The sequence below is a fragment of the Klebsiella sp. P1954 genome (genome assembly GCF_018199955.1).
Taxonomy (GTDB): Bacteria; Pseudomonadota; Gammaproteobacteria; order Enterobacterales; family Enterobacteriaceae; genus Klebsiella; species Klebsiella pneumoniae.
On sequence record NZ_CP073373.1, the window covers coordinates 1620018 to 1633219 of the forward strand.

At 59.4% G+C, this 13202-nt stretch carries 10 protein-coding genes and 1 pseudogene; 2 read left to right on the top strand and 9 right to left on the bottom strand.

Features of this window, described 5'->3' with window-relative positions:
* Positions 1–46: 46 nt before the first annotated feature.
* The 5 genes and pseudogenes from KB890_RS07895 to KB890_RS07915 all read right to left on the bottom strand — a co-directional run bounded on the left by KB890_RS07895 (position 47) and on the right by KB890_RS07915 (position 5771).
* Positions 47–656, bottom strand: a pseudogene (locus tag KB890_RS07895) (hypothetical protein).
* A gap of 183 nt (positions 657–839) precedes the next feature.
* The gene (locus KB890_RS07900; protein ID WP_004152946.1) at positions 840–1862 is read right to left on the bottom strand and encodes an ABC transporter permease; all 1023 of its coding nucleotides are present in this window, start codon (positions 1860–1862) and stop codon (positions 840–842) included.
* A gap of 19 nt (positions 1863–1881) precedes the next feature.
* Positions 1882–3366: a sugar ABC transporter ATP-binding protein gene (locus tag KB890_RS07905; RefSeq protein ID WP_004142660.1), complete on the bottom strand. Its 1485-nt coding sequence runs from the start codon at positions 3364–3366 to the stop codon at positions 1882–1884.
* A 32-nt stretch (positions 3367–3398) separates the two neighbouring features.
* A complete protein-coding gene (locus tag KB890_RS07910) occupies positions 3399–4322 on the bottom strand; it encodes a sugar ABC transporter substrate-binding protein (protein ID WP_002892597.1) in 924 nt (307 codons plus the stop codon).
* Positions 4323–4751: 429 nt separating this feature from the next.
* Positions 4752–5771, bottom strand: a complete 1020-nt coding sequence (locus tag KB890_RS07915; RefSeq protein WP_004191476.1) for a LacI family DNA-binding transcriptional regulator — start codon at positions 5769–5771, stop codon at positions 4752–4754.
* A 101-nt stretch (positions 5772–5872) separates the two neighbouring features.
* On the opposite strand from KB890_RS07915, the gene KB890_RS07920 reads away from it, so the two are divergent.
* Positions 5873–6880, top strand: coding sequence for a Gfo/Idh/MocA family oxidoreductase (locus tag KB890_RS07920; protein WP_020324713.1), 1008 nt, complete (start codon positions 5873–5875; stop codon positions 6878–6880).
* A 524-nt stretch (positions 6881–7404) separates the two neighbouring features.
* Here KB890_RS07920 and KB890_RS07925 read toward each other — a convergent pair.
* The 3 genes from KB890_RS07925 to iolE are packed head-to-tail and all read right to left on the bottom strand — an operon-like array spanning position 7405 to position 10535.
* Positions 7405–8436: a Gfo/Idh/MocA family protein gene (locus KB890_RS07925; RefSeq protein ID WP_020324719.1), complete on the bottom strand. Its 1032-nt coding sequence runs from the start codon at positions 8434–8436 to the stop codon at positions 7405–7407.
* A gap of 9 nt (positions 8437–8445) precedes the next feature.
* Positions 8446–9618 (bottom strand): Gfo/Idh/MocA family protein, encoded by a 1173-nt coding sequence (locus tag KB890_RS07930; RefSeq protein ID WP_020324716.1) that lies wholly within the window; start codon positions 9616–9618, stop codon positions 8446–8448.
* Positions 9615–10535, bottom strand: coding sequence for a myo-inosose-2 dehydratase (gene iolE, locus KB890_RS07935; RefSeq protein WP_020324720.1), 921 nt, complete (start codon positions 10533–10535; stop codon positions 9615–9617). Before iolE ends, KB890_RS07930 begins: the two co-directional genes overlap by 4 nt.
* A gap of 571 nt (positions 10536–11106) precedes the next feature.
* Here iolE and KB890_RS07940 point away from each other — a divergent pair.
* Positions 11107–11532, top strand: coding sequence for a hypothetical protein (locus KB890_RS07940; RefSeq protein ID WP_020806212.1), 426 nt, complete (start codon positions 11107–11109; stop codon positions 11530–11532).
* 76 nt (positions 11533–11608) lie between these two features.
* On the opposite strand, the gene lysS is transcribed toward KB890_RS07940, so the two are convergent.
* The gene (gene lysS / locus KB890_RS07945; protein WP_002892491.1) at positions 11609–13126 is read right to left on the bottom strand and encodes a lysine--tRNA ligase; all 1518 of its coding nucleotides are present in this window, start codon (positions 13124–13126) and stop codon (positions 11609–11611) included.
* Positions 13127–13202 lie beyond the last annotated feature (76 nt).

Sequence of the window (13202 nt, forward strand, 5' to 3'; positions counted from 1 at the left end):
GGCGCGGTTGGCAATTAGCGTTTTCGCCTGGCGCGCGCCGCCTGCCTCAGCGCCAGCAGCGCGCTGGCGAGCACCGCGCCAAGGCCGATCGTTACCGGCCAGCGGTAAGCCACCAGCAACGAGGGCAATCCACCATCCGGCGCCAGCATCACCAGATTCCAGCCCGCCAGCCCCGCGTTGCCGTTCAGTGCCCGGCTTAACATCCGCTGATGCGGGGCGAATGGCTGAATGGTCTGGTAGTGGCTGCCGAACAGCGGGGGCTGCATCTCTCGCGGGAACTGCGCCTGCACCTGGGCCAGCACGCTGGCCGGCAGCGCGTGCGATGCCGCCAGCAGATGCCCGTCGCCATTCACCAGCAGCAGCTGATAATGCCGCTCCCGGGCGAGGGTCTGGAGAGCGGCGCGCATCGCCGCCAGCGGCCAGGTCGCTTCCCGCTGCGGCGCCGGAATGTTCATCCGCCGCTCAAGGCGTTCCGCCACCCACTGCGCATCCTCCTCCAGCTGGCGGATCTGCCTCTCACGGTAAACCTCTCTGGCCGGCAAAGTCATGCCCCGACCGAGCGCCAGGATCGCCAGCCCCGCGAGCAGCGTGACGATAAGGCCCCTTTTTCCCGCTAGCCAGCGCGGCGAGAATTTGCCAAAGGATGGTGTATTCATACGACTCCAGAAACCGCAGGCCACGCGTGGCCCCTGACGAATGGACAACGGAAGTGGCGAAACTGTACAGGATGCGCAGCGCGGGCAAAACAGACAGGCGGAGCCTGGCGGGGAGTATTTTGTTTATTTCTGGACAGGACGGGCGGCAACGGCATCCTTCGCCGTTGCCGCCCGTTGATAAGATTAGTGTTTTTTCCGGTTGCGACGCATATCGATGGTTACTGCCGCAACGATAATGATGCCTTTAATAATATCCTGCACATAGGCATCGACGCCGACAAAGGTAAAACCGCTTTTGATCAGGCCAAGGATCATCGCGCCAATCAGGGTGCCGGTAATGCGCCCCACTCCGCCCATTAAGCTGCTGCCGCCGATCACCGCGGCGGCAATCGCGTCCAGCTCGTAGGACATCCCCATACTCGACTGGCCGCTACTGACGCGCGCCGCCAGCACCACCCCCGCCAGCCCGGAGAGCGCCCCGGCGATGGTGTAGACGATCACCAGATATTTATTCACATTGATGCCGGACACTTTGGCCGAGGTCATGTTGCCGCCGATGGCATACACATATTTGCCATACCGGGTATGCTTCAGCGCAATGTGAAACACGGCGGCGATCACGAAGAAGATAATCACCGGCATCGCCCCCTGGCCTATCGCCGTAAAGCTGTCGGAGAGGAAGCTGATCGGGTTGCCCTGAGTGTAATACTGCGCCAGACCGCGCGCCGAAACCATCATCCCGAGGGTGGCGATAAACGGCGGGATACCGGTCCGCGTCACCAGGAAACCGTTGGTCAGGCCGCACAGCAGGCCGACGCCGATCCCCGCGCAAATGGGGATCACCGCCGGCAGGTTGACCAGCGCCGGGAACATTGGCGACAGGCTATCGGAGGTTTGCGCCAGGCTGGCCGCCACCACCGCCGCAAGGGCAATAACCGAGCCGGAGGAGAGGTCAATCCCGGTGGTGATGATCACCTGGGTGACGCCGACGGCGATGATGCCGATAATCGCCACCTGCAGCACAATCAGCACCAGCCGGTTGGTATTGAGCAGGAACGACTGGTCGCGAACATACCAGCCGGCGATTTCAAAGGTCAGGGCAATCACCAGCATCACCACAAAGATGCCGGTATCTTTCGGCATTTTATGCCGCAAATTAGCGAAGAAGGAGGAACCCTCGCTGGCCGGAGCCGCCGTTAATTTCATATTACTCATTCTCTGTGCCTCAATGGGATGCCAACGACAAAATGGTTTCCTGGTCGGCTTCGTCTTTTTCCAGGATGCCGGTGATACGACCTTCATGCATCACCATGACCCGATCGCTCATGCCAAGGATTTCCGGCAGTTCAGAGGAGACCATAATCACCGCCACCCCCCGATTCGCCAGTTCACTGATAAGATGATAAATCTCCGCCTTCGCCCCGACGTCGATACCGCGGGTCGGCTCATCGAGAATTAAGATTTTCGGTTGCGCTAACAGCCAGCGCGCAATCAGGACTTTTTGCTGATTCCCCCCGCTGAGGTTATTAATAATTTGATCCATCGTCGGCGTTTTAATATTGAGCCGGCGTATTTGCTCCATGCAGTCTTCGGCCATTTTCACGTGCTGGACAAAACCGCTCTTGCCGATATATTCCGGCATTTTGACGATACTCATATTTTCCAGCACCGACAGCACCAGAAACAGGCCCGACTTTTTCCGGTCTTCGGTTAATAATGCCATCCCCTTTTCAATCGCCACGGAGGGGGAATCGATGGTCACCGGCGCCCCGTCGATCAGCACTTCGCCGCTGTCGAAGCGCTCCATACCGAACAGGCTTTCCATCACCTCGCTGCGCCCGGCGCCCACCAGCCCGGCCACGCCCAGGATTTCGCCACGGCGTACGCTAAAGCTGACGTCATGGAACACGCCCTGACGCGTCAGGTTGCGCACCGTCAGCACCTCTTCGCCGATGGTGTTATTAAATTTCGGAAACAGCTGGGTTAATTCGCGGCCCACCATCTGGGTGATCAGCGACTGGCGGGTAAATTCGGTGGTGTTTTTGCTCCCCACCCAGGTGCCGTCGCGAAAGACGCTGATCTCATCGGTGATGGCAAAGATCTCATCCATTTTGTGGCTGATATAGATGATCGCTTTACCCTGGGCGCGCAGATCGCGGATGATGGTGAACAGGTGAGCCACCTCGCCTTCGGTCAGCGCCGAGGTGGGCTCATCCATGATCACAATATCCGCGTTCCATGAGACCGCTTTGGCAATCTCCACCATCTGCTGGGCGGCGATGCTCAGGTCGCCCACCAGCCGGTCAGCGGTTAAGCGGATATTGAGCTTATCCAGCAGCGCCTGGGTCTGGCGGGTCAGCTGGCCGTGGTCGACAAAGCCGTACTTCATCGGCTCGCGCCCCAGCCAGATATTCTCCGCCACCGTCATATGCGGCACCAGATTGAGCTCCTGGTGGATCATCGAGATCCCCGAGCGCAGCGCATCCATGGTGTCGGTAAACTCCACCGGCTCCCCTTTCACGCGAATCGACCCTTTATCGGGGCGATAGATACCGATCAGGCATTTCATCAGCGTGGATTTACCGGCGCCGTTCTCGCCCATCAGGGCATGCACCGTTCCCGGACGCACGCGCAATGAGACATTATCGAGCGCCTTCACGCCGGGGAAGAACTTACTGATACCTTCGGCTTCAAGGGCAAAAGCGTTCATACATCCACCTCCGTACCACAGGTTGGCCAGGACTATTTCTGATTACGGTTGGTAAATTCAGCCATGTTCTCTTTGGTGATCAGCTGATACGGCACGTCGATGATTTTTTCCACTTTCTCGCCGTTCGCCAGCTTGATGGCCGCGTCGACTGCGCCTTCACCCTGGCCTTTCGCATCCTGGAAGATGGTGGCGATCATCTTGCCGCTCTTCAGCATCTGCAGCGCGTCCGGGGTGCCATCCACGCCGGCGATGAGAATATGGTTCGGGTTTTTGCCCAGCGCCTGCAGGGCGCCGATCGCCATTTCATCGTTGTTGGAGGCGATGGCCTGGATATCCTCACCGCTGGTCATCCAGTTGCTGACCACATCCACTGCGTCATTGCGGGTAAATTTCGCGGTCTGCTTCTGGACGATTTTGATGTTCGGGTATTTCGCTACCACCTCTTCCACCCCTTTGGTGCGGTCGCGAGTGGATTCATTCGCCAGGTCGCCGAGCAGGATCGCCACATTGCCCTTACCGTTCATCGCTTTCGCCAGCGCTTCCATCTGCAGACGGCCGGCGAGAATAGAGTCAGATCCCACATAGGCCATCTTGTCGGTCAGCTCCGCCTGCGGACGGCGGTTCACAAACACCAGCGGGATCCCGGCTTTGGTGGCCTGATCCATGATCGGTTTCACCGCGTTGGTATCCACCGGGTTGACGATAATGGCGTCCACCCCCTGGCCGATAAAGTTCTGCACCTGCTGCAGCTGCTGGGAGACATCCCCTTTCGCGTCTTCGATCTGCGATTTAACGCCATCTTTTTTCATCTCTTTTTGCATCGAGGTACGCAGGATCGTCAGGAAGTTATCGTCAAACAGCGCCATCGAGACGCCAATGGAGACATCTTTTGCCATAACCACCGCAGGCAGCATGCAGGCTAACAAAGAGGCAACAATCGTTTTCTTAATATTCATAGTTGATCCTTGATTTTGTAGGTACGCCGGTGAATGAAACAAAATGAAAAATTAATTTCAGTTACGTTGCGGCAAATGTCTGCTGGTATATCGACGACGCTGCGGCACCTCTCGCACTCCATCGTGATCTAAATCACAAATAACGGCTGTTTTATCATCACTATTTTGAAACATCAGTCCATTTACGCCGCAACCTGGATTTCAGACCATTTATTTCATTAACAAGACATTTGAAACTTTTATAAGTAAATAACTGAAATGAAAATTTTAAAACTATGCAGTAACAGAATTTTGACAGACATCTAACATTGCCGCATAAATGAGCGAAAAATGAGAAGCAGACAACGCTTTGAAGCGATCCCTCCCGGCGGGGTTGGCATTTACACGCCGGGGAAATCCGTGTTGTCAGAAAGGGAGGCGCCGCACGCCTTAGTCCACGTTCTCGGCGCTGTAGAGGATAAAGTCGACTTTACCGTCGGCATAGGTTTGCGGCTGGTAGCCGGACTCCAGATGGCGCAGCATCAGGTCGATCGCCAGCTGGGCGTGCTGGCGGGTGTTCTGATCGAGCGTTAACGCCAGGCTGCCCTTCGCCAGCTGCTGCCGGGTGGTGTTGTAACGCTCATGGGTGATCCAGCAGACGTCGCCTTCGCGGCGGTGGCGGGCCAGCGCCTCGGCAATCTGGGTATTGCCAAGCCCGGTGTTATAGATCCCAACAATATTCCGGCTGCGGCACAGGGCTTGCTCCACCAGGCGGGTGATCTGCTCCCGCCGCTCCTCGCCCGCCAGCACGTCGCTGAGCTGCAGGTGGGGAAAGCGCTGGCTCAGCACCTCGCGGAACCCCTGAATGCGCAGGCGATGCGCGCTGTAATCTTGCCGGCCGCTGACCATCAGCACCTCGCCGGGCCGCGGCGTCATTCTCCCCAGCATTAACCCCGCCGTGCGGCCAGCCTGCAGCTGATTGATCCCCACGTGGCAGAGTCGGTCGGCGCCGGGCAGGTCCGTCGCCAGGGTGATCGCCGGGACGCCAGCCTCCCGGCAGCGGCGCAGCGCGTCGTGCACCGCGGGATGGTCATTGCCGAAGACGATGATCCCCTGACGCTGCTGGCAACTGCGCGCAATGCGCCGGGCCAGCGTCGTCGGCTGCGACTCCGGGACAAAGGTGCGGTGCAAGGTCAGACGGCGATAGCCGAGGCTATCCGCCACGGCGGCAAAATCCTGCGCCAGCTGCGGAAAGAAGAACGAGTCATTGCTGCTGAGAAAGACCTCAATCTGCCAGGGAAAGCGGTGCTCCTCCGGCAGGATCCGCTTCAGTCCCGCCTCGCGCGCCGCCTGCAGCACTTTGCGCGTGGTCTGCGGCGATACGCCGCCGCGCTCGTTCAGCACCCGGTCAACGGTGGCCACGCCGACGCCAATCTGTCTGGCCAGCATCGCCAGTGAAATGTTTTTCATCGCCCCTCTCTTCATGATGGAAATCCATCAAAACGGCAGTGTCAGTGAGTTTAGCAAACCGATTATGGTGGCAGCGTCCCCTCGCCATTCTGGAGAAAAAAATGATCTGCAAACGTTTTGCCCTGGTAGGCAGTGGTTTTATCGGTCAGGTTCATGCCGCCAGTCTTGCCCGTCATGAAGGAAGTGCGCTGACGATGGTGGCCGATACCGCGCCGGAGCGCGCCCAGGCGCTGGCCGCCCGCTATGGCGCCCGGGCGGTGACCGTGAGCGAGGCGATCCATAGCGACGCCATCGACGCGGTGCTGATCGCCAGTTCAACCCCGTCGCATGCCGAACTGCTGGAAGCCGCCGCCCGGGCGGGCAAGGCGGTCTATTGCGAAAAACCGATCGACCTCTCCCTGGCGCGCGCCCATGAGGTGGTGGAGCGGGTGCTCCCCCTGAACGTGCCGGTGACTGTCGGCTTTAACCGGCGCTTCGACAGCAGCCATCAGCAGCTCCGCCGCCAGCTGGAGCAAGGGCTGATCGGCCGGGTCGAGCTGGTGCAGATGGTCTGCCGCGCCTCCAGCATGCCGCCGCTCGACTATCTGCGCAGCTCCGGCGGCCAGATGCGCGATCAGGCGATCCACTTCTTCGATCTCCTGCGCTTTCTCACTGGCGATGAAGTGCGCACCGTAGCAGCGATGGGCGCGGCGCTGGCCCTGCCGGACATTGCCGAATTTGGCGATGTCGACACCTCCATCCTGATGATGCAGATGCGCGGCGGCGCGCTGGCGCAGCTGGACAATACCCGCCGCACCGGCCACGGGTACGATGAACGGATCACCCTGCTGGGCGCCAAAGGCGCGCTGGAGTCCGGTAGCCAGTCGCCGGCGGGCCCTACCCTGTGGCGCGGCAATCAGCGCATTGAGCCGGGCCTGTGGCCGGACTGGTTCAGCCGGGTACAGGGATCTTATTACCAGCATCTTGACGCCTTTATTCGCTCCCTGAATGGTGAAACCGTCGCCGACCTGCCCGGCCTGCTGGACGGCCTGCAGGCGCAGGCCATTGCCGAAGCGGCGGTTCAGTCCCTGCAGCATGGTCAGTTTGTCGCCGTCGATGACTGTCGCTGAGCGGGTGCGAGGCAACCGCTATCAGGCGCTGCACCTGCCTTTATGCCGGGCGGCGGCGATGCCTTGCCCGGCCTACAGAAGACAGACATTAATACACCGTAATATCAATCGGTTGCATAGATATCCCAGGCCCGCGCAAGCGCAGCGCCGCCGGGCAAGAACAGCGGGCGCGGAGCCGCTGTTATGCCGGGCGGCGGCGTCGCCTTGCCCGGCCTACATAACACAGGCATCAATACACTGTAATATCAAACGGTTGCATTGATATCTCAGGCCCGCGCAAGCGCAGCGCCGCCGGGCAAGAACAGCCGACGCGGAGCCGTTTTATGCCGGGCGGCGGCGTCTCCTTGCCCGGCCTACATAACACAGGCACTAATCTGATTTAATATCAAACGGTTGCATAGATATCCCAGGCCCGCGCAAGCGCAGCGACGCCGGGCACCAGACATCCGGCGCCATGCGCGTCCTTTTGCCGGGCAATGGCAGATACGCTCGCGCTATCTGCAAACCAATGCCCGGCCGGCTCCTTAGCGTTCTTCGTTAAACACCGCGCCCACCTGGCGCCGCACCTCATCCATCACCTGCAGATTCTGCAGCACCCGACTGAGCGGCCGCAGCGGCGAGTCCTGCCCCCCCTGTCCGATGCACCAGGCAAAATGCTCCGCCTGCCAGAACAGCTGGTCGTAGCGATTGCGCGGCTCTTCCCAGCGCAGCACCTGCCCGCCCTGACTGGCGGCGAGCGTGAAGCCGCCGGGGGCGTAAAACTGGCCGTCGATCGTCAGGGTCGCCTGGCGTCCGGCCACCACCGCCCCGCCCGGCGTGTTGCTGAACAAAGTGGTGTTTAACAACCCCTGCATCCCGTTCTGCCAGCCGAACAGCATCGACGTCTGACCGTTAAGCCCCTCTGCCGTGGCGCTGCCGCGGGCGACAATCTCCTGCGGCATGCCGCCCACCATCAGCGCAAACGAGGTCACATAGCTGCCGAGGTCCATCATCGGCCCGCCGGCAAGATCGGCATTGAAGATGCGGTGGTCGCGGGTGAAATACTCGCCGTGATCGGCCAGCAGGGTATGCAGGTCGCCGAGCGCCCCATCCTCCAGCAGCTGGCGGATCACATCATATTTCGGCGCGTAATCGCACCACATTGCCTCCAGCGCCAGCTTCTCCTGGCGGGCGGCTTCGGCCTGCAGCTCACGCCCTTCGCCGAGGTTGAGGGCGAAGGGCTTCTCAATCAGCACGTGTTTGCCCGCCTTCAGCGCCTGCATGCCGTCGGGAAAGTGATGGTTGTGCGGCGTCGCAATATACACCGCATCAATATCCGGACGCGCCAGCATCTCCTCCACCTGGCCGTAAGCCTGGGGGATCCCCCATTCCGCGGCCACCCGGTCGGCCTTCGCCTGGCTGCGGGAAGCCACCGCCACCACCTGCTGCCGGCTGTAGGTTTTCAATGAGTGCACAAAGCGCTCGGCGATCCAGCCAGGACCGATAATGCCCCAGCGCAGGATGGGAATGCTCTGCGCCGCCGGGCGGCGCGGGGTTGGTAAGTGTGACGGAAACATAGCGGCTCCTTAGTCTTTAACCACGTTCACCCAGCGACGGCTGGCCATCGAGGCTTCAATCGCCGACAGCACGCGCTGATTCTGCAAACCAAATTCAAAGTTGGGATAGCAGTCGCCCTCCCCGCAAATCCCCTGCACCAGGTCATGCACTTCGATCACCTTGACGTCAAAATAGCCCAGCCCGCCGCCGCCAAAATCGAAGCCGAAGAAGCCGGCATAGGCCGGGATCTGGCTCCCGGCATACAGCGTCTTAAAGCCGCGGTCATGTTTGTCATCGTTGAAGCGATACACCTGCAGCTCGTTAAAGCGCTCCCCGTCCATATACAGCGTGCCTTCGGTGCCGGAGACCTCCCAGAACACGCCGAAGATCCGCCCGGCGGCGATGCGCGAGGCCTCAATCACCCCCGCGGCGCCGCTGTCGAAATTGACCAGGCACTGAACCTGATCGTCATTTTCCACTTCCCGCCACTCGGCATCGGCCGCGACCTGGCTGGCATACCCGGCATCGGTCTGCGGTACCGGACGCTGGCGCAGGCAGGTTTGCGCGCTGGCGGTCACTTCACGGATCCCGCCCAGCAAAAACTGGGCGACGGACAGGGTATGGGCGCCGAGGTCGCCAAGCGCCCCGCTGCCGCCGAGGGTTTTCGAGCAGCGCCAGGACCAGGGCAGGTTCGGGTCGTTATAAAACCCCTGATCAAAGGTGCCGCGAAAGCGCACCGGTTCGCCAATATCGCCCAGGGCGATAATCTGCTTTGCCAGCAGCGCCGCCGGCGTTTTGATGTTGTTAAAGGCCACCATGGTCTTCACCCCCGCGCGCCGTGCCGCCTGCGCCATCTCCTGCGCCTGCTGCTCATTGACCGCCAGCGGCTTCTCGCAATAGACATGTTTACCCGCCGCGATCGCCGCCATCGCCATTGTGTAGTGCAGATGGTTCGGCGAGGTGATATCCACCACATCAACCTGCGGATCGTTTACCAGCTCGCGCCAGTCGCCGTAGGCCTTTTCCGCCCCCAGTTTCGCCGCGTGGCGTTCGGCCATCGCCTGATCCTGATCCGCCAGCGCGTAGAGATGCGGGCGCTTGGGCAGATCGGGATAGAACATCGCCGCGCGACGGTAAGCGTCAGCGTGTGCCTGCCCCATAAAACCTGAGCCGATAAGGCCAATATTTAACCGCGCGCTCATGATGCGTACTCCTCTGACGATGAAGGGGAAGATAAATGGTGCGCCAGCCAGGCATAGGCGCGGCTGGCGGTGGCCAGCGGCGGCGCCATCGCCGGGTCCTGCTCGGCTTCGATAATCAGCCAGCCGCGGTAGTCGCTGTCCCGTACAAAGTCGAGGATCGGCGCATAGTCGATGCAGCCGTCGCCTGGGATGGTAAACAGCCCGGCACGCACCGCCTCGTTAAAGCTCAGGTTTTCACGATACAGACGCCCCAGCACCTGCGGACGCACGTCTTTCAGATGCAGATGGCGGATACGGTGGCCATATTTGTGCAGTACGCGCGGGATCTCGACCCCGGCGACAAAGGCGTGGCCGGTATCAAACGCCAGCCCGACGTTGTCATGGGTGTGAGACAGAAACCGCTCCAGCTCGTCATCGTGCTCCACCAGCATCATCAGATGATGGTGATAGGCCAGCTGGAGGCCATAGTCGCGCAGCAGCAGGTCGGCAAAGGTATTCAGCTTGTGGCAATACGCCGCCAGGCTGACGCGGCTTAACGGCGGCGAGAGCGAAATAGGCTCATCAAGCGGGGTTTCACCTGGCAGTTGCCCGCATTCGCCGTAAACCATCACCTTCGCACCGAGCTGCCGGAGGAGCTGGGCGTGCTCCCGCACCGCCTCCAGCTCAGCTTCCACGCTGCGGTCGGCCAGCAGGCCGCTGTACCAGCCGGACGCCAGGCGCAGGTCAGCCGCCGCCAGCAGCGGGCCCAGGGTTGCTGCCTGGCGGGGAAATTTCCGTCCTAACTCAATGCCCTGATAGCCCGCCTCCCGCGCCTCGCGCAGGCAGGTTTCCAGGGGAATTTCACCGCCTAAATCCTCGAGTACATCGTTGGTCCAGCACAGGGGGCTCACGCCCCACCGCAGTTGCTCTGTCGCCATCTTGTTCTCCTTTCCACCCTGTGGTCTTGTCTGGCATCACTATAAGCAGGTGACGACCGACGATGAAAACGGAGAAATGATGGAAATCCATCATTGCGTTGGCGGTATATTCGCTATTTCAGGTAACCCTGAAAAATAAATGGAAATAATGCTTGCCGCCGGCTTATTTTGCGGATAAAAATTACTGGCTTAATAACCCGCTTCAGAGGTTATCCCTTTCATTCGAAATATGATGATAGCAATATGAAAAAAACTCAACACCGCACCAGCGCGGGCTTTTGCCGTGCGCCAAGGACAGGCCTGCTGTTATTTGCCTGAATGACACATAGCCGCTTTTAAAACATCAAATAATTAACATTCTCTCTGCAATAATATGACAAGCAGTGGGAAGGTTGGCTTGCGAAATAAGCATGAAACTTTGATGTTTTACTAATAAATAACCCCAGAGCCTCTTGCTAATTACTTATCAGGACTGGTTGGGTTATTTTATTCTGACGCCAACGGGAGAATACACCAACGTGTATCCCTCTCTATGGCCCGGCACGCCGCTATCGCGATGAGAAACAATAAGATGAATAAGACCTGGCTTTTCACCACCCTCACCCTGGCGCTGGTCGCCGCCGCGCCGGCCCACGCCATTAGCGCGAAATACCGGGAACAGCTTGAACGTTCCGGCTGCACGCAGATGACCGACGGGACCACCTGCGATATTCATAAAACCAAAGCCGAGAATGCCGCCGCCGCGCAGCACGCCAGCAGCGGCTTCGCCCCCTGGGTGGGCACCTGGTATGTTTATACGGAGTATGGCGATAAAATTGATGAGATTACCGTCACCGCTAAAACGGTGAAAACCCATGGTCATCTGGTCGAGGAGGCGAAAGCCAGCCAGGGTAAACTGACCTTCCGGGTGAAAAGCTCAGCCTTTACGCTGAACGACGCCTTTAACGGCGTATGGGCAAACGGCAGCCAGCGCGGCTCCCTGCAAAAAGTCCTGTAATAACATCGCTCTGCCGACAGGCCGGGGATAATGCAGGGAGAACCTCCCGGCGCAGGCCGGGAGGGAGTGCAACGGATTATTTCTGCGGACGCATGGCCGGGAAGAGGATCACGTCGCGGATGGTATGGCTGTTGGTAAACAGCATCACCATGCGGTCGATACCGATACCCAGACCGGCGGTCGGCGGCAGGCCGTACTCGAGGGCGGTCACGTAGTCTTCGTCGTAGAACATCGCTTCGTCATCGCCCGCCGCTTTGGCGTTCACCTGATCCTGGAAGCGCTGCGCCTGGTCTTCGGCATCGTTCAGCTCGCTGAAACCGTTACCGATTTCGCGGCCGCCGATGAAGAATTCAAAGCGGTCAGTGATTTCCGGGTTGACGTCGTTACGGCGCGCCAGCGGAGAAACTTCCGCCGGGTATTCGGTGATGAAGGTCGGCTGAATCAGATGCGCTTCCGCCACTTCGTCAAAGATTTCGGTAACTATGCGTCCCAGCCCCCAGCTTTTCTCTACCTGAATACCGATAGATTCCGCCAGCGCTTTCGCCGCGTCGAAGTTATCCAGATCCGCCATGTTGGTTTCCGGACGGTGTTTCTTGATCGCTTCCCGCATGGTCAGTTTTTCAAACGGCTTGCCGAAATCAAACACCTGGTCGCCATACGGCACTTCGGTTTTGCCCAGCACCGTCTGCGCCAGGGTGCGGAACAGCGACTCGGTCAGTTCGATCAGGTCTTTGTAGTCCGCATACGCCATATACAGTTCCATCATGGTGAACTCTGGGTTATGGCGTACCGAGATCCCTTCGTTGCGGAAGTTACGGTTGATTTCAAACACGCGTTCAAAACCGCCAACCACCAGACGTTTCAGATACAGTTCCGGCGCGATGCGCAGGTACATATCGAGATCCAGGGCGTTGTGATGGGTAATGAACGGACGGGCGGACGCACCGCCAGGGATCACCTGCATCATCGGCGTTTCGACTTCCATAAAGCCGCGGGCCACCATGAACTGGCGCATGGTGGCGAGGATCTGCGAACGGATACGGAACGTATGACGCGACTCTTCGTTGGCGATCAGATCCAGATAGCGCTGGCGATAGCGAACTTCCTGATCCTGCAGGCCGTGGAATTTATCCGGCAGCGGGCGCAGGGCTTTGGTCAGCAGGCGCAGCTCGGTGCAGTGGATCGAGAGTTCGCCGGTTTGCGTTTTGAACAGCTTGCCGCGGGCGGCGATGATATCGCCGAGGTCCCATTTCTTAAACTGTTCGTTGTAGACGCCTTCCGGCAGGTCATCGCGCGCCACGTACAGCTGAATGCGGCCGCCGACGTCCTGGAGGGTGACGAAGGAGGCTTTGCCCATCACGCGACGGGTCATCATCCGACCAGCCACCGCAACTTCAACGTTCAGGGAAGCGAGTTCATCGTTGTCCTTCGCATCGAATTCAGCATGCAATTGGTCAGAGGTATGATCGCGACGGAAATCGTTGGGGAAAGCTACGCCCTGCTCACGCAGCGCAGCCAGTTTTTCGCGACGAGCTTTCAGTTCATTATTAAGGTCAATGGCCTCATCGGCACCTTGTGCTTGTTGTTCAGACATATGGATTCCTCATAACCTTGCTTTCAAACTAGCTTCGATAAATTGAACCAGGTCACCCTTCCGCGCGGCCTGTCTC